Here is a 17,377-nt window from a genome sequence, read left to right on the forward strand (position 1 = left end):
CGCGCAGTGTCCGAGATGACGGTTTCGCGACCGATCCCCTCACCGTTCGCCCGAGGTGATCTCGCCGGCCAGCTCGCGCCGAGCACCCAGCGGACGCCGCGACGGCAACGCCTCTTCCTCGGCCGCGACCTGCGCCGCCTTGGCGTGGAAAGCGTCCATGAAGGCCTGGGCGATCGCCGTCCCCGTGGCCTCGTCGGGCAGCTCGTCGCGGGTCCGCACCCGCCAGTCGCCGAGCGCGCGCGCGAGCTCCGAACGCACTGCGGTGTAGGACGGGTCGTCGGCGACATTGTTGCGCTCATACGGATCGGAACGGAGATCGTAGAGTTCGACGCGAGGTCGGTCCCGTTGCACCTCTTGCTGATCCAGCGATCGCGCGGACAAGCTGTCGGCGATGTCGAGTGGGAGCAGCAGCGCCGGGCGTGCCGCGTAGTTCTCGATGTAGCTGAACCCCTTGGTGCGCACGGCACGGATCGGGTCGAATGCATCGTGATAGGTCTTCTCGGTGAACACCTCGCTCCGCACGGTCGCGCCGTCCGGCTCGACGAGCGCCGCGGCGTGCGAGTCGCCGTCCACCGCGTCCGGGATGTCCAGACCCACCAGTTCCAGCAGCGTCGGGGTGAGGTCGACCCCGGAGAACAGGTCGTCGTAGACCGCGGGCGCGATGCCCCGCCGTGACGGCGGCCGGATGATCAACGCGACGCCGGTGCCCTCGGCGTACAACGTCGACTTGGCGCGCGGAAACGCCAGCCCGTGGTCGGTGACGAACACGATCCAGGTGGAGTCATCGAGACCGAGTTCGGCGACGGTGTCGAGAAGCCGGCCCACGGCGGCGTCGGCCTTCGTGATCGATCCGTGCAGACCGGCCAGATCGTCGCGCACGTCCTCGGTGTCCGGGAGGAAGCCGGGTACCGCGATGCTGCTGGTGTCCGCCGGCTTGTACTCGTCGGCGGGGTAGGGACGGTGCGTCTCGAAGAAGCCTGCGGTCAGGAAGAACGGCCGGTCGTCACCCGCATGGCGCCGCAGCCAGTCCTGTGACTGCTCCACCACGTAGTCGCATCGCGAGTCCGACACGTCCACCGAGTCGAACCCGAGCCGACCGGGGTCGGCGCTCTCGTGCTGCATCCCGAACAGCGCGGAGCGGTACCCCGCATTGGTGAGCAGCGCCGGCAGGGTCTGCACGTCCGGGTGGTACTCGAAGCCGTGATGGGCGAGACCGACGAGCCCGTTGCCGTGCGGATAGCGTCCGGTGAACAGGGAACCGCGGGCGGGCGAGCACAGGGGCGCCGTTGCATGTGCGTCGGCGAACCGGATGCCGGAGGCCGCGAGGTCGTCGAGAACCGGACTCTCGACGCCGTCGGCGCCGTAACACCGCAGATGGCGACCGAGATCGTGCCAATGCACCAGGATCACGTTGTCACGGCGCGCGGTGTCGAGAGGAGTGACCATCCACCCATGATGACTCAGACGATTCACTTCTCGGGAGCGACCTGGTGCGCGGATGCGCACTATCCGGTCACCGCACCGCCGGACGAGATCAAATCATCGTGCGCGAAAGTCCGGCTGCGGACCGTTCGACGGCCCTGCACAGGTCAGGTACGGAGCAGGCGCACGAGCACGCCGGCGGCGTGGGCTCGCGCCGCCCGGTCCGCTTCGTCGACATCACCGACGTCCAGAGCCGCGACGATCCTGCGGTGCTCGGTCACGGCGTGCCGGCGGTTGTCCTCGTGCGACCACATGTCGGACCGATACAGGTGCGACTGGATGTCGAGCTTGAGCAGGGCATCACACAGCGGCGCATTGCCCGACAGCGATCGGACCGCGGTGTGGAAGTCGAGATCGAGTTCGGCGTCACGCCGGTGATCGGGCTCGGTCTCCAACAGTCGCTCCTGCTCGCGGACCCGTTCCGCCAACTCCGCCAGCTGGGCGCGGGTCACCCGGACGGTCGCCTGCCGGGCGGCGAGTCCATCGAGAACCTCGCGGACTTCGAAGACGTGCCGCAGCATCGCGTCGTCGAGAACCGCGACCTTCGCCCCGACGCGCGGCGTGTAGACGGCCAGCCCATCCATGACGAGTTGCTGGACCGCTTCGCGCACGGGGCTGCGTGACACGTCCAGTCGAGCGGCCAGACCTGGAACCGACAGCGACGCGCCGGGTTCGAGCGTGCCGTCGAAGATCTCGTCTCGTATCCGGCGCAGGACCGACTGCATCAGCAGGGCGCCGTCGTCTCCGTTTCCAGTCATGACCGTCCCAGCGTAGAAGGCCCCTGTCCCGACGACCTCATCCCGCGGCCATCACGCGCCGCGCCTCGCGATCGGCACCGGCAGGTGCGACGCCGCTCTTCATGCCGGCCAGCTTCGCATCGATGTTCTCGGCGACGGTGATCGGCGGATACCCCGGATGATCGGTCCGCGCACACCCGGGCAGCGTCTCGATGACGGCATCGGCATTGCCGTCGAAGAAGAACGCCGCCGACCGACGCCGCAGGATCCGGCCGTCGACGACCGGTGGATCGACGCGGTGCACGGTCGAGCGCCACCGGTCATTCGTCCACCGCGCCATCGCATCTCCCAGATTGACCAGAAGTGCGCCGTCGGCGGGTGCCACGTCGTGCCACCGTCCTTCGTGGTCGAGCACCTGGAGTCCGGGCACCTGGTCCGCCCACAACACGGTGAGAATGCCGAAGTCGGTGTGCGCGCCCATCCCGGTCAGTTCCCCGGCGAGCTCGATCTCACCCTCGGGCAGGGTGTAGTTGTTCAGCTTGAGCGCGTCGATGGAATGGTCGGTCATCGTGTCGAAGAAGCCGCGAGGCAGGTCCAGCGCATCGGTGAACGCGGTCAACAGAACGCGGGACAGATCGCGCGCGGCGTCGAACCACGCCGTGACGGCCGTACGAAAGCCCGGGGCGGCATCCGGCCAGGTGTTCGGCAGATAACTCGATTCCGGCAGGTCCAGCTCCGGGAACCACGAGCGCTCCGAGCCGATGGTGAACGCCTCGTAGAAGTCGTTCATCTGATTCGCCGCGGCCACACCGAGACTCATGCTCAGCGACTCACTCTTCGGGGGGCTGTACCCGCGGTTCTGACCGGGCCGGGTGTATCGCTTCTTCACCTCGAGTGGCAGCTCATAGAATTCGTCGAGTGCCGCGGTCAGTCCGTCGATGACGCCGGGCGCGATCCCATGGCCGACGATCTGGACGAAACCGACTCCGCCGCAGGCGTCATCGAGGGCGTGAGCCACCCGGTTCCGTTCCGCGGCCGGGCTCTGCGGGTCGAGGTAGGGCGAGATGTCGATCGTGGGAACGGTGAACATTGATCCTCCAGGGCGGGTTCGGGGCGGGGGCGTCGGGAGTCGTGGCTCGTCAGCGGCGACGGTTGACGGCGGCGTTGAGGATGCTGAAGATGCCGAAGACGAGGATGCCGAACACCGATGCCAGGACAATTGCGGCGATCAGGTCATCGGACTGCAGACGAGCGCGATAGATGTCGAGTAGCGTGCCGATGCCGGGTTCGCCCTTGGCGAAGAACATGTCCCCGATGATGGCGCCGACCACGACGAGCCCCGATGCGGTCCGGAAGCCGGTCATCATCGACGGGAGCGCCGACGGGAACTCGAGCATCAGCAGGCGTTGGATTGGCGTCGCCTTGGACAGCGTGAACAACTCCCGTGAGGACTTGTCCACCGAGACGAGACCGAAGTGCGTGTTGGCGATGATCGGGAAGATGGCGATGATCACGCACACGATGGTGCGGGCGACCATTCCGTAACCGAACCACAGACCGATCAACGGGACGATCGCGAGCACCGGGATCACCTGGAGCACAACCGCCCAGGGATAGATCGCGCGTTCGAGGAAGGACCCTCGGCTCATCAGCACACCGATGGCCACCCCGATGAACGCGGCGAACACGAATCCGACGAAGCACACCTTGGCGGTGACCCAGAGCGCGTCGAGCATGGGACCCACGTGAGTCGGGTCCAGCAGCGATTCGATCAGCACGACGTGTGGGGGCGGGAGCAGGAATCGCCGTGCGGGACTGAGGATCAGGTAGGTGACCGCGTACCAGCCGGCGATCCCGACGGCGAGCGACAGAACCGGCGGAGCTCCGTATCGGAGCGCGGCTGCCGCGACACGGCGCGCGGCGCCCATGTGAGACGGCGTTGCCGACCCCCCGGCAGGCTCCGACGGCGAGACCGGTCCGCGTTCCACACCGACGGCGGGATGCGATCGGGCGGCAGTGGTCATCGTGCACCTCGGAGGGTCTCGGAGATCTCGGCGACGTGATCGGTGAAGCGGTTGTCGTAGCGCAGATCTGGGTGTCGGGGGTGGGCGAACTCGATGCCGATGTCGGCGACGATCCGTCCGGGGCGCGCCGACATGACGATCACCCGGTTGGCGAGGAAGACCGCCTCCGACACCGAGTGCGTGATGAACATCGCGGTGAATCGACGATCGGCGTAGAGCCGCTGCAACTCCGACTGCATGTCGAGCCGGGTCATCTCGTCGAGCGCACCGAAAGGTTCGTCGAGAAGCAACAATTCGGGCTCAGAGGTCAGCGCACGGGCGAGCGACGCGCGCATCTTCATGCCACCGGACAGCATGCGCGGCAGTTGCGACTCGAACCCGGTGAGCCTGACCGCGTCGATCGCGGCCTGCGCCCGGCGCCTGCGTTCGCCACGCGGCAGTCGTGCGATCTCGGCGCAGAGTTCGACGTTGCCCCGCACGGTGCGCCAGGCGAGGAGGGTGGGTTCCTGGAAGATGAACCCGACCGACTCCGTGGCGAGCGCCACGCTTCCCTCCGTGGGCTTCTCGAGCCCCGCAACCATCCGCAGCAGGGTCGACTTGCCGCATCCCGACGGTCCGACGACGGCCACGAAATCGCCGCCCCGCACGTCGAGGTCCGCCCGGTCCAGCGCGCGTGTCCCGGAGTCGAAGAGCTTCGTCACTCCGGAAACCGAGGCGACGACATCCTTGGTGAGATGACGCGCATCCACGTCCCTCACCGTGTCGTAGAGATTCATCGGCTTTCCCATCGTTCGATTCCTACATGTAATCAGGCCGCCTGTGCTCGCAAGCGATCATTGATTACATGTATTGCGAACCGATGACCGCGTGTAAACAGTAGGTCACCAGCAACCGGACTTCAGTGCCGGCGGAAGATGTTCAGATTGTCATAAGTACAGTTCAAAGCACCATTTTTACTACGGAGGACGGTCCGGTACCGACTCCGAGACCGGCTGGCGCGATCGCGGATCGCCATCTAGCTTTCGCATGTAGATCGCGAACGAGTCGCGAACGACCGACATCGAGTCCAGGAGGCCCCCATGACCCCTCACCCACCGTCCCGTATCCGCCTCTCGCGCCTGACCGCGGCCGCCGCGGCGACCATCTGCGCGGCGGTTCTCGCCGGATGCTCGAGCTCCGGGTCCGACGACACCGCGGCGTCCACCCTCCCGTCGGCGCCCGCCGAATCCTCCCTCGCCGGCGCCTGCCCCGACAACGTCGTGGTCCAACTGCAGTGGCAGCCACAGTCGGACATGGCCGGCGTCATCGGGCTGCTCGGCCCCGGGTACACCGTCGACACCGACAACAAGTCGGTCTCCGGGCCCCTTGCCTACGACGGCATGGACACCGGCGTGGACATCACGTTGCGCGCCGGCGGTCCCGCGATCGGGTTCCAGTCGGTCCCCTCCGCGATGTACTCCGACGACTCCATCCACCTCGGTCTCGTACACGGCGACCAGATGATCTCCGCGGCCACAGACCAACGCGTCGTCGGCGTCACACCGTTGCTGCAGTACAACCCCTCGATCATCATGTGGGACCCGGCGTCTCACCCAGACGTGAAGACGATCGCCGACATCGGCAGGTCCGACGCCAGCGTGGTGGTCTCCAAGGATCAGATATTCCCCCAGTGGCTGGTTGCGAAAGGCCTCCTCGACCAGAGTCAGCTCGACACCAGCTACGACGGCGCCCCGGCCCGCTTCGTCGGCGATCCGACCATCACCCAGCAGGGATTCGCCAACTCCGAGCCCTACACCTACGAGAACGAAACCCCGTCGTGGAACAAGCCGGTCGCCTACGCCATGGTGAAAGACGCCGGATACGACGTGTACGCGTCGAACGTCTCGGTACGCGCCGACGACGTCGCGGAGATGTCGCCGTGCCTGGAGAAGCTGGTCCCGATGATCCAGCAGACCGGCAAGGACTACGTGGCCGCGCCCGACGCCGTCAACGCCACCATCGTCGACTGGGTCTCCCAGGACGTCTCCTTCACGCCCTATTCGGCCGGTGAGGCGGCGTACTCGGCGGGGCTGCTCAAGGACCGCGCGGTCATCGCCCCGGGCGCCGACGGTGTCTACGGCAGCTACGACATGGTCAAGGCGCAGAACGTGTTCGACGACCTGGTGCCGATCCTGAACGCGGGCGGCGCCGACCTCCCGCCGTCCCTGCCCGCCGACCAGTTGTTCACGACCCAGTTCATCAGCGAGCAGATTCGCTGACCTGCCGCGTCAGCATCATCAACGATCAAGTGAGGACCACGATGACCGAGACCACCCCACTACACTCACCGACCGATCTGGCCGACATGGCCGAACTCGACCGCGAACGTCGCATGGGCGGGCTGGGCACCGAGACCACCGCCCGCGAGATCCGCCGGATCAGCCTGGCCGACCTGGACAATCGCCGCGACGAGATCGCCGACCAACTCTGGTCGGCCGCAACCGACATCGGCTTCTTCCAGGTCGTGGACCACGGTATCGACCTGGCCGCGGTGGACCACGCGTTCGACATGTCCGCGCGGTTCTTCGCACTCCCCCGTGCGGTCAAGGAACAATATGCGCTCAAGAAGGGGCAGAACGCCGGCTGGGAGTACCGCACCCAGGTCCGCCCGTCGATCGGAACCCCCGACCAGAAGGAGTCCTATCAGTTCACCCGGCCGCGCATGGACGGCCTGTGGCCGAGCGAGAGCGAGCTGGCCGGATTCCGCGCCACCATCGAGGATTTCGAGCACCGGTGCTGGTCGCTGGCCATGACCCTGCTCAGCTGCTTCGCCGACCGCCTCGGTCTTGCGAAGGACTTCTTCACGCAGGCGCACGACCCGTCGTCGGACACCTACCAGAGCACGCTACGGCTACTGCACTACTACGCCTTCCCCGACGAGTTGATCGACACCGAGAATGCCTGGCGCGCAGGTGCACACACCGACTTCGACGCTCTGACCCTGCTGTTTCAGCGGTCCGGTCAGGGAGGTCTCCAGGTCCTGCCGGGTGCGGAAGCCGACGGCCAGGCCTGGACGTCGGTCGAGCCGTCCGACGACGCCATCACCTGCAACATCGGCGACATGCTGATGCGCTGGTCCGACGACAAGCTGCCGTCGAACTTCCACCGGGTCCGGGCTCCCCGGCGGGGTGAGTACACCGGTCCGCGCTACACGCTCGCCTACTTCGCACAGGCGAATTCGGACGTGCTGATCGAAAGCGCCGGCGGCACCTACCCGCCGATCACCGCCGCGGACTATCTCGCCCAGCGCATCGCCGCGAACTTCGCGAAATGACGACGACGAACTCGTCCGGGGCCGCCGTCACAGCGGCGGCCCCGGCTTCCGGTGGTGTCGCGGCCTTCGGTGGTGACGCCGCCTTCGGTGATGTCGCGGCCTTCGGTGATGTCACGGTCTACACCGCGGGCGGATGGCGACCACGCTGCGACATCCACGTCGTCGACGGAATCGTGACATCGATCGAGCCGACCGCCCGACCCACCGGCAACACGAGCGGATACGTCATCCCCGGCTTCGTCAACACCCACACCCACCTTCAGCAATCGCTGATGCGCGGTATCGCCGAATGCACTCCGCTGCTCGAATGGCTGTTGGCCGTGGGCGAGGAGTCGGTGGCGATCACACCCGAGCGCGCCTATCTCGCCGCGGTGTCGGCGTGCCTCGAACTGCTACGCAGCGGTACGACCACCGTCGTCGAACACATGTGGCCCCACCCGTCCGGGGAAGTACATGATGCCGTCGTCCGGGCACTGCACGACACCGGAATTCGCGCAATTCTCGGCCGCGGCGTAGCGGACCGGCCCGATCCGACCCGCAAGTGGGGGTTCGAGCCGCGGCTGATGCAACCGCTCGGTGACGTACTCGAGCACGTCGACCATCTCCGGAACGAGGTCACCGGGTCGCGGATCTCGATGGCGCTGGCGGTACCCAATCCGCGGTCGGTCACCGAAACCGGGATGCGGACGATCCGCGAATTCGCCCAGGAACGCGGCCTGCCGGTGTCGATCCATCTCCTCGAGACCGGTACCGACGAGCAGATGTGTCTGCAAAACAGCGGCTTCGGAGCCGTCGATCATCTCGACCGCAATGACTTCCTGTGGGATCGGGTCCTCGCCGTCCATTGCGTGGAACTCGACGACCCCGGTCAGCGCGTATTGGCGGCCCGGGGCGTGGCGGTGTCGCACAACCCGTTGTCGAACATGCGTCTCGGCAGCGGGGTGGCCCCGATACCGGCGATGCTGGGACGTGGGGTCGCCGTCGGCTTGGGTGTCGACGGCGCCGCCAGCAACGACACCCAGGACATGTTCGCGACGCTGCGTACGGCCGCCTATCTGCAGCGCGCCGTTCATCGCCGTGCCGATCTCCTCGGCTTCGCCGAGATGCTCGACATCGCCTGCGGTGGAGCAAACTCCGCCCTCGGCCTACCGCCGGTCGTCGGCGGCGTGACGGTCGGTGGGCCCGCGGACCTGACGCTGCTGCGCTTCGACCGCGACTACGCCACGCTCCCGGTGCGGGATCCCGGCGCGTCGCTGCTCACCACCGGGTCGAGGTCGATCGTCGACACGGTGATGGTCGGGGGCGAGGTCCTCGTCGCGGACGGGCGCAGCACCCGGATCGACGAAGCGGAGTTCACCGAGCAGCTGGCCACGCTCGAGGTCTGACCTGGGGGTCCTCGTCGACCGTGCAGCAGATTTCGTCGACTGTGCAGCAGATTTCGTCGACTGTGCACGAGATCGCCATGAGGTCGACCACTCTCGGTCAGGCCGGGTCCCCGTCCAACACCGCCGCCCACGCCTCGGGCGAGTCGAGGGTCACACCCAGCTCGGCCGCGCGCTTCTCCGCCGCCCGCACGTCGGACATCAACGCGAGCGCACGGTCGCGCGCCTGCGCCTCGACACTGTCGTCGCCGGCGGTGACCGTCACGGTGAGTGTTTCCGCCGGGATGGTGTCGACGGGAAACCGTGCGGCAGTGAGACGTTCGAGCACCTTCTGCAGAAGGGCGAGTGCGGGCTGGGTGGTCGCCACGCCATCGAGCACCGAGCCACGCCGCTTCTCGGCCGCTTTGCGCTCCTCCCACTCCCGGATCTGTGTCTCGAGATCCGAGTGGGCGCCGGAGAGAACGCCAGGGGTACGACCGGTCACCTTCTCGGTGAAACTACGGGCGACATCGTCGATGTCGAACGGCGCGTCCGGATCGTCGGCAGCAATGCGCGCGTGGAACAGCACCTGCAGCAAGAGGTCTCCGAGCTCTTCGCGGAGCTCGACGGGATCCCCTGCCTCGATGGCGTCGAGGAGCTCGTACACCTCTTCGAGCAGGTAGCGTCGCAGCGAGTGGTGCGTCTGGGTGCTCTCCCATGGCCCGTTCCGGCGCAACGTGTCCATCAGCGCCACGGACTCGAGAAGCGCTGTTCCCGCGACGGTTTGCGTGGCGATGACCTCCTCGCCGCGTTCGACCCGTGCGCGAACGAGGGGATGGTCGGGATCGGTGCTGACGAGCACAGAGCCGGGATCGGCAGTCGAATCGTCGAAAACCGGCTCGGCCGAGTCGAACTCCCACAGCATCGACGCGGGTACGTCCTCGGTGACCTGGACCGGTCCGGCGAGACAACCGCGTGCGCGGATGGGGATCAGGTCCGGCCGCGCCGGATCCAGCAACACCACTGTCATTCGAGCGGCTCCGGCCTGAGCTGGGTGAGGAACGTCGTCAGGTAGTCGATCAGCTCGTCGTCACGCAGACGCGCCGAACCGACACCTCCGGTGCGCGGGATCGGCAGTGTGATCACCGATGTGGTCGCGCGGTAGGTGGCCGACGAGTAGAGACGACGCAGTCGCACCTGCTCGCTGTCGAGGAGGGTCACCGGCGAGATCTTCATCCCCTGGCCGGCGAGGCCGACCTCGGTGATCCCCCGCTCCCGGCAGCGCAACCGCAGCCGGGCGATGAACGCGAGGCGTGTGGTCTCGACCGGAGGCGGACCGTACCGGTCGTTGAGTTCGGCAAGGACCGAATCGACTGCAGCGTCGTCGGTTGCCGACGCGAGCTTGCGGTATGCCTCGAGGCGCAGGCGGTCGGAGTCGACGTATTCGACCGGGATGTGGGCATCGACGGGCAGGTCGATGCGTACCTCGCCCGTCTCCCGCGATTCGACCGGTTTCCCGTCCGCGGCAGCGCGATACGCCTCCACCGCCTCGCCCACCAGGCGGACGTAGAGGTCGAACCCGACGCCCGCCACATGTCCGGACTGCTCGGCGCCCAGGACGTTTCCGGCTCCGCGCAGTTCGAGATCCTTCAGCGCGACCGCCATGCCCGCGCCGAGCTCGTTGTTCTGCGCGATCGTCGCGAGCCGGTCGTAGGCGGTCTCGGTCAGCGGCCGGTCGGGGCTGTAGAGCAGGTAGGCGTATCCACGTTCGCGGCTGCGACCGACGCGACCGCGCAACTGATGGAGTTGCGAGAGACCGAGATTCTCGGCGCGGTCCACGATCAACGTATTGGCGTTCGAGATGTCCAGGCCTGTCTCGATGATCGTCGTACAGACCAACACGTCGTATTCGCGATTCCAGAAGCCCGAGACCGTGCGCTCGAGCTGATCCTCACCCATCTGTCCATGTGCGACAACGACTCTCGCCTCCGGAACCATCGCGGCGATGTCCCGGGCCGTCTTGTCGATCGTCGAGACGCGGTTGTGTACGTAGAACACCTGGCCGTCACGCAGCAATTCGCGACGGATGGCGGCGGCGACCTGCTTGGGCGCGTAGGCGCCGACGTAGGTCAGGACCGGATGCCGCTCCTCGGGCGGGGTGAGGATCGTCGACATCTCCCGGATACCGGCCATCGACATCTCGAGTGTGCGTGGGATCGGGGTCGCCGACATCGTCAGCACGTCGACGTGGGTGCGCAGCGACTTGATGTGCTCCTTGTGCTCGACGCCGAAGCGCTGCTCCTCGTCGACGATGACGAGTCCGAGGTCCTTCCAGATGATCCCGGTCTGCAGGAGGCGGTGCGTCCCGATGACGACATCGACCTCGCCCTTCGACATCGCCTGGATGATCTCGCGGGATTCCTTGGCGTCGGTGAACCTCGACAGTCCGCGCACCCGCACCGGGAAACCGCTCATGCGCTCGGTGAAGGTCTGCAGATGTTGTTGCGCCAGAATTGTGGTCGGGACGAGGACGGCGACCTGCTTGCCGTCTTGCACGGCCTTGAACGCCGCACGGACCGCGATCTCGGTCTTGCCGTAGCCGACGTCACCCACCACCACACGGTCCATCGGGACCGCGCGTTCCATGTCGGACTTGACCTCGGCGATGACCGTGAGCTGATCCACGGTCTCGGTGAAGTCGAACGCGTCTTCCATCTCCTGCTGCCACGGCGTGTCGGGGCCGAATGCGTGTCCCGGCGCGGCGTGACGGGCGGCGTAGAGCTGCACGAGTTCGCCGGCGATCTCGCGAACGGCCTTGCGCGCCTTGCGCTTCGTGTTCTGCCAGTCCGAACCGCCGAGTTTGGACAGCGACGGCTGCTCGCCGCCGACATAGCGCGAGAGCTGGTCGAGTGCGTCCATCGGGACATACAGCCGGTCGGCCGGCTGACCGCGCTTGCTCGACGCGTACTCCAGAACGAGGTACTCCCGCCGGGCACCGGAGACGGTCCGCTCGATCATCTCGACGAACTTGCCGATGCCGTGCTGGTCGTGCACCACGAGGTCTCCGGCGGCCAGGGCGAGCGGATCGACCTGGTTGCGCCGCTTGGCTGGGAGCCGCCGACCATCGCGGACGTTCGCGACCCGCGTACCGGTGAGGTCGGCCTCGGCCACCACGACGAGTCCGGCGTCGGGACAGACGATCCCCGCGCGCAGCGGCGCGCAGAACACGGTCACCTCGCCGGGCTGCGGACGGTGCCCGGGCTCGGCGATCAGATGGGGCACCTCGGCGTCGGACAAACGCTCCCCGACACGCTGCGCGGTGCCCTTGCCCGCCACCACGATCGCCGCGGTCTTGCCGTCCGACACATGCGCCCGCAGCTGGGCGAACGTCGCCGCGATCTCCTTCTCGTCACCACGCGGTGCGGGACCGGGCGCCAGTTGGAGTTCGAGTTCGTCCCCGCTGCCGGTCGCGAGCGGACTCAGGGTCCACCAGGGGCGTCCGGCGGCGAGCGTCGCCTTTCGCACCTCGTCGAGTGGGCGGTACGCGCTGGCCTGCAGGTCGATGCCGAGGCGCGCCGAGGATCGTCCGTCGATCGGCGCCGAAGCGCCCATCGCCGCCGCGGTCCACGACGCCTCGAGGAACTCCGCACCCGTCTTCGCCAGATCCGAGGCGCGGGTCCGCACCTTCTCCGGGTCGAGGATCAGGACCCGGGTGCCGGCCGGGAACACCTCGGTCAGCAACTGCATGTCACCGTCGACGAGCGCCGGGATCAATGCCTCCATCCCCTCAACCGGGATTCCCTCGGCGAGCTTGCCGAGCATCTCGGTGAGGGTCGGGTCGTCGGCGTCGGTCGCCAGATCGCCCGCGCGTGTACGGACCTTCTCGGTCAGCAACAGTTCACGGCCCGGGTGGATTCGCACCTCGTCGGTCTCGACCTCGGGCTGGCTGCGCTGGTCGGCGACCGAGAACGCGCGCATCTCGGTGATCTCGTCGCCCCAGAACTCGACTCGCACCGGATGATCGGCGGTGGTCGGGAACACGTCGAGAATGCCGCCGCGCACGGCGAACTCACCGCGCCGGCCGACCATGTCGACGCGCTCGTAGGCCATCTCGACGAGTTGGGACAGCAGCGCGTCGAAGTCCACCTCGATGCCCTCGCGCAGGGTCACGGTCGCGACGTCACCGAGTCCGGGGGCCATCGGCTGGACGAGGGATCGAACGGTGGTCACGACGACACGCAACGGGTTGTTGCCGGGATCGGCGAGCCGGTGCAACACCGCGAGCCGCTGGCCCACGGTGTCCGCGCTCGGGGAGAGCCGCTCGTGGGGCAGCGTCTCCCACGACGGGAACTGTGCGACGGCGTCGGCGTCGTCGAGGAGTTCGCCCAGTTCTGCGGTCAGATCGTCGGCTTCACGGCCGTTGGCCGATACGACGAGGAGCGGGGCGTCGGCACCGGTGACCAGGCACGAGACGAGGAAGGGCCGCGCGGCGTCGGGCGCGGTGATGTCCAACCGGCGCTCGTCCCGGTGCGCATGCACCTCACGGAAGGACTTGTCCGCACACGCGAGTGCGGCCAGACCGGACAGGGCAGACGGCGTCGACACTCCGTCGATTCTATGGGGCGGCGATTCGCACGTTCCGGCCCGGTCAGGGGGAGTTCCCACCACCGGGCAGTCGCTGTCCTACCCTCGTCGGCATGAGCGACCGCACCGCCGAGCCAACCACGACTCCGATCCGCGTGACAGACGCGACGATCGACGACTGCGCGGCCGTTGCGGACATCTATGCGCACTATGTGCAAAACACCGTCGCGACCTTCGACTACCGGGTCCCGTCGGTCTCCCAGTGGCACGCCAAACACGCCGCGATCACCGCAGCGGGCCGACCGTTCGTGGTCGCCCGCGCGGTCGACGACGGTGTCGAGCGAGTGGTCGGGTACGCCTACCTCGGGACGTTCCGGACCATGCCCGCATACGACCTGTCGACCGAGGACTCGATCTACGTGCGGCCCGGTTTCGGGGGACGCGGCATCGGTACGGCCCTGATGGCGGCCCTGCTCGATCGCGCGAACCCGGACAACGTCCGCCAGATCGTCGCGGTGATCGCCGCGACCGGGGGCGAGGGATCGATCGCACTGCACCGGCGGTTCGGGTTCGACGAGGTGGGTCGCCTGCGCGCCATCGGTCACAAGGAGGGCCAGTGGATCGACTGCGTCTACATGCAGAAGGATCTGTGGACGCGCGACGACGGTCCCGGCGAAGTCGGCTGACGGCCCGCGACACCTGTTCGCCGGTGCCCCGGCGCTGTCATCGTTCCAGCCCGGCGGCCTCCGCCGCCGCGTCGGCGAGTCCGACGCCGGTGCCCTCGTAGATGTGGAACGCAACGTCCGCCCCGCGCTGGAGCAGTTCGTCGCGTTCGTCGTCGTACTGCGCGACGACGGCGATCGTGCCGGTGACCCCGAGTTCCTCGATCCGTTCGAGCGCCACCAGGTTCGAACCGTGGAAGGGCATCGCGAGGACGAGCAGTTCGAGTTCGTCGACGCCGACCGCACGGTCCCAGAAGTCGGTCTCGGTGGCGTCGGCGTCGAGCACCCGGACTCCCCGCTCGGCCAGTTCGCTCGCCTTGAGCGGATCGTTCTCCACTCCGATCACCGGGAGGCCGTATTCATCGACGAGCCGCTCGTACACCGAGTGCCCGACGCGGCCCATACCGAGGACGAGTACGCGCGCAGGCGCCAGCACGATCGGGGCGTCGTCGGGGTGGGCACGGGCGGCGGCGGTGGTCGGGACGAACGCCGACAACCGGGTCACCAGGCCGGAGCCGCGGCGATTGACGAGCGTGGAGAACACGAAGCTCCCCGCCACTGCCACCGACGTCACCACGAGCCAGTCCTCGCCGATCATCCCCGCCCCCACACCGGTGGCGATCACGATCAGCCCGAACTCCGAGAAGTTGGCCAGCGCCAGTCCGGTCAGGATCGACGTCCGGCGACGCAGGCCGAACAGAGAGAGGACGAGCGTGTACACCGCACCCTCGAGCGGCAGGAGAACGATCAGGAGCAGGCCGAGCAGGACCGTCTCGGTCGTGGGTGTGACGTGCAGACCGATCGACACGAAGAACCCCACCAGGAGGAGCTCGCGCAAACCGAACAGCGTGCGCGACAACTCCCCCGCGCGTGGATGCGAAGCCAGCAGCACGCCGACGACCATCGCGCCGAAATCGCCTTTCACGCCGACGGATTCGAAGAGCCAGTAACCGGGCACGAGAGCCATGACGATCCCGAACAGCGTCTGCAACTCGCCGTGACCGAGGGTGTTCCACAGCCGGCGGACGATCCACGCGCCGGGGATCAGCAGGACGAGGGCGAGCGCCCACGGGCTCGGCGGTTCGCCCTGCATCGCAGTCAGATAGACGACGGCGACGATGTCCTGGAGGACGAGGACACCGATGGCGATCCGGCCGTAGAGGGAATGCGACTCCGAGCGCTCGTCGAGCACCTGGACGACGAACACCGTGCTCGAGAAGGACAGCGCAAAACCCAATAGCGCCAGGGTCTCCCAGCCCTCGCCGGCGAGCATCCGCACCCCGACGGCGCCCAGGATGCCCAGGAAACCCATTGTGAGACCGAGGATGACCAAGAGGTTCACCGCCGTCGTGACGACCACCTCGCGCCGGAGCAGCATCCGCACGTCGAGCTTGAGCCCGATGGTGAACAGCAGGATCGTCACGCCCAGCTCGGCCATGGTGTCGACGATCGGTAATTCGTCGATTCCCGGTGCGTGCAGGATGAACCCGGCGGCGAGATAGCCGACGAGGGTCGGCAGGCGCACCGCGCGCGCAAGGAAGCCGCACCCGAAGATCACGACCAGGTAGATGCCGACGGTCTCCATGCGAAGCCTCAGTCGAATGCGATGTTCGGCCGGTCAGGCGTCGTCGGCCCTGGAACGCCTCTGGGATTCCACGTAATCGGGCCCGACGAGTGCGGGATCGGGGTCGAGTCGCGTGAGCCCGTTCCAGCACAGGTTGACCAGATGGGCCGCCACGACCTCCTTCGACGGCTCACGGACGTCGAGCCACCACTGCGCGGTGACCGACACCATCCCGACGAGCGCCTGGGCATAGAGCGGGGCGAGAGCGGGATCGAAACCGCGTCGTTCGAAGTCGTTGGCCAGAATGTGCTCGACCTGGCTGATCGCGTCGTTCAGAAGACTCGAGTACGTCGCTGTCTCGTCCGTGCTGGCGGTGCTGTCACCGCGGACCAGGATGCGGAAGCCGTCCGTCCGCTCCTCCATGTACGTCAGCAGAGCGAGCGCGACCTGCTGGATGCGGTAGAGCGACCGGTTCTTCGACAGCGACGACGTCACCATCTCCAGCAGGGTCTCCATCTCGCGGTCGACGACGACCGCGTACAACCCTTCCTTGCCGCCGAAGTGCTCGTACACGATCGGCTTCGAGACGCCGGCCCGCTGTGCGATCTCCTCGATCGACGTGCCCTCGAAACCCCGCTCGGCGAACAATCCGCGAGCGACTTCGATGAGCTGCAACCGTCGCTGCGCGCCCGTCATCCGTGCCCGGGGCGCACGCTGCACCTCGGCCGAACCCTCCGATGGACGCCCGATAGCCATGGGCCCAGCGTAGGGCGAGACGCCCCAGATCACGAACGGTCCCGCGAAGCCGGTGTTCAGTACAGGCTCGACCAGTACGACCAGAAGCGCACCGCGATCAGCACGATCACGAGCCCCACAGCCGCTACGAGAATCGGGGCGTGGTTGCGTGCGAGAGCCAGCGCAAGGCGCGAGCGCGAGGTGAGACCACTCGCGTGGGCGTTGCGCACACTGACGATGACGAAGATGGGCAGGGTGACCGCCCACACGACCGTGCAGTACGGACACAGCGCGCCGATCGAGTAGAGGCTCGAGTAGACGAGCCATCCGATGAACACCATGGCCGCGGTGACCCCGACCTGCAGCCCCGCCCAGTACCACCCGGCGAGGCGGGCGCCGGCCAGCAGCGCCATCCCGGTGGTGATCGCGACCGCGAAACCGGCGATGCCGAGCAGCGGGTTGGGGAAACCGAAGAGCGCCGCCTGCGGCTCGGCCATCACCGAACCGCAGCTCAACACCGGATTGAAGTTGCAGGAGGGCACGTAGTCGGGGTCGGCGGCCAGCTCGAATCGCTCCACGGTCAGCACGAACGCCGCGACGAAGCCGACGGCCCCGCCGACGCTCAGCAACCAGGCGACGATCCGCGTCCAGGAACGCACGGCCTCGGCCAGGTGGACCCGATCGTCGTCTGGTCCGGCCTCCGAGCTGGTCAGCGCACTCTCACTCACCCGTCCAGGATGGCACCGCGTCGAGCGGAGTTCGACCCACGACGCGTGAAAGTCACAATGGATCGGTCCAAATGTCGGCAGTCGCGTTCATCCGTGCGTAATGTCGAGCCAGACACCGGGGATGGGA

General features: G+C 67.4%; 14 protein-coding genes. 4 read left to right on the forward strand and 10 right to left on the reverse strand.

Annotation, left to right across the window (positions count from 1 at the left end):
• Positions 1 to 39 precede the first annotated feature (39 nt).
• The 5 genes from ACFW3F_RS12340 to ACFW3F_RS12360 all read right to left on the reverse strand — a co-directional run bounded on the left by ACFW3F_RS12340 (position 40) and on the right by ACFW3F_RS12360 (position 5,019).
• The gene (locus tag ACFW3F_RS12340) at positions 40 to 1,446 is read right to left on the reverse strand and encodes a sulfatase (protein ID WP_388057649.1); all 1,407 of its coding nucleotides are present in this window, start codon (positions 1,444 to 1,446) and stop codon (positions 40 to 42) included.
• 143 nt (positions 1,447 to 1,589) lie between these two features.
• Complete coding sequence (locus ACFW3F_RS12345) at positions 1,590 to 2,240, reverse strand: GntR family transcriptional regulator (protein ID WP_388057650.1); 651 nt, start codon at positions 2,238 to 2,240, stop codon at positions 1,590 to 1,592.
• A 37-nt stretch (positions 2,241 to 2,277) separates the two neighbouring features.
• Complete coding sequence (locus tag ACFW3F_RS12350; protein WP_388057651.1) at positions 2,278 to 3,309, reverse strand: isopenicillin N synthase family dioxygenase; 1,032 nt, start codon at positions 3,307 to 3,309, stop codon at positions 2,278 to 2,280.
• Between the two features lie 49 nt (positions 3,310 to 3,358).
• Complete coding sequence (locus ACFW3F_RS12355) at positions 3,359 to 4,243, reverse strand: ABC transporter permease (RefSeq protein ID WP_388057652.1); 885 nt, start codon at positions 4,241 to 4,243, stop codon at positions 3,359 to 3,361.
• Entirely contained in the window at positions 4,240 to 5,019 is a 780-nt protein-coding gene (locus tag ACFW3F_RS12360; protein WP_388057808.1) for an ABC transporter ATP-binding protein, read from the reverse strand. The genes ACFW3F_RS12355 and ACFW3F_RS12360 overlap by 4 nt, the downstream gene beginning before the upstream one ends.
• Before the next feature lie 303 nt (positions 5,020 to 5,322).
• On the opposite strand from ACFW3F_RS12360, the gene ACFW3F_RS12365 reads away from it, so the two are divergent.
• From ACFW3F_RS12365 to ACFW3F_RS12375, 3 genes are read left to right on the forward strand one after another with little or no spacing between them, the layout of a single operon-like run.
• Entirely contained in the window at positions 5,323 to 6,501 is a 1,179-nt protein-coding gene (locus tag ACFW3F_RS12365) for a nitrate ABC transporter substrate-binding protein (RefSeq protein ID WP_388057653.1), read from the forward strand.
• Between the two features lie 41 nt (positions 6,502 to 6,542).
• On the forward strand, positions 6,543 to 7,556 hold the full coding sequence (locus ACFW3F_RS12370) for an isopenicillin N synthase family dioxygenase (RefSeq protein ID WP_388057655.1): 1,014 nt from the start codon (positions 6,543 to 6,545) through the stop codon (positions 7,554 to 7,556).
• On the forward strand, positions 7,553 to 8,941 hold the full coding sequence (locus ACFW3F_RS12375; RefSeq protein WP_388057657.1) for an amidohydrolase family protein: 1,389 nt from the start codon (positions 7,553 to 7,555) through the stop codon (positions 8,939 to 8,941). The genes ACFW3F_RS12370 and ACFW3F_RS12375 overlap by 4 nt, the downstream gene beginning before the upstream one ends.
• Before the next feature lie 97 nt (positions 8,942 to 9,038).
• On the opposite strand, the gene ACFW3F_RS12380 is transcribed toward ACFW3F_RS12375, so the two are convergent.
• On the reverse strand, positions 9,039 to 9,947 hold the full coding sequence (locus ACFW3F_RS12380) for a MazG family protein (RefSeq protein WP_388057659.1): 909 nt from the start codon (positions 9,945 to 9,947) through the stop codon (positions 9,039 to 9,041).
• Positions 9,944 to 13,522, reverse strand: coding sequence for a transcription-repair coupling factor (mfd, locus tag ACFW3F_RS12385; RefSeq protein WP_388057661.1), 3,579 nt, complete (start codon positions 13,520 to 13,522; stop codon positions 9,944 to 9,946). Before mfd ends, ACFW3F_RS12380 begins: the two co-directional genes overlap by 4 nt.
• Before the next feature lie 92 nt (positions 13,523 to 13,614).
• Between mfd and ACFW3F_RS12390 the strand changes: the two genes are divergently transcribed.
• Positions 13,615 to 14,187, forward strand: coding sequence for a GNAT family N-acetyltransferase (locus tag ACFW3F_RS12390; protein ID WP_388057663.1), 573 nt, complete (start codon positions 13,615 to 13,617; stop codon positions 14,185 to 14,187).
• A 37-nt stretch (positions 14,188 to 14,224) separates the two neighbouring features.
• Here the strand turns inward: ACFW3F_RS12390 and ACFW3F_RS12395 are convergent, their stop codons facing one another.
• Genes ACFW3F_RS12395 through ACFW3F_RS12405 form a run of 3 tightly spaced genes read right to left on the reverse strand, consistent with a single transcriptional unit; the run spans position 14,225 to position 17,250 of the window.
• Positions 14,225 to 15,808 carry a cation:proton antiporter gene (locus tag ACFW3F_RS12395; RefSeq protein ID WP_388057665.1) on the reverse strand — a complete coding sequence of 528 codons (1,584 nt, stop codon included), beginning with the start codon at positions 15,806 to 15,808 and terminating at the stop codon, positions 14,225 to 14,227.
• Between the two features lie 33 nt (positions 15,809 to 15,841).
• Entirely contained in the window at positions 15,842 to 16,543 is a 702-nt protein-coding gene (locus ACFW3F_RS12400) for a TetR family transcriptional regulator (protein ID WP_388057667.1), read from the reverse strand.
• Positions 16,544 to 16,599: 56 nt separating this feature from the next.
• Positions 16,600 to 17,250: a vitamin K epoxide reductase family protein gene (locus tag ACFW3F_RS12405; protein ID WP_388057669.1), complete on the reverse strand. Its 651-nt coding sequence runs from the start codon at positions 17,248 to 17,250 to the stop codon at positions 16,600 to 16,602.
• Positions 17,251 to 17,377: the final 127 nt, after the last annotated feature.

The sequence above is a fragment of the Gordonia sp. NPDC058843 genome, from assembly GCF_042743165.1.
In the GTDB taxonomy this organism is placed as follows: Bacteria; Actinomycetota; Actinomycetes; order Mycobacteriales; family Mycobacteriaceae; genus Gordonia.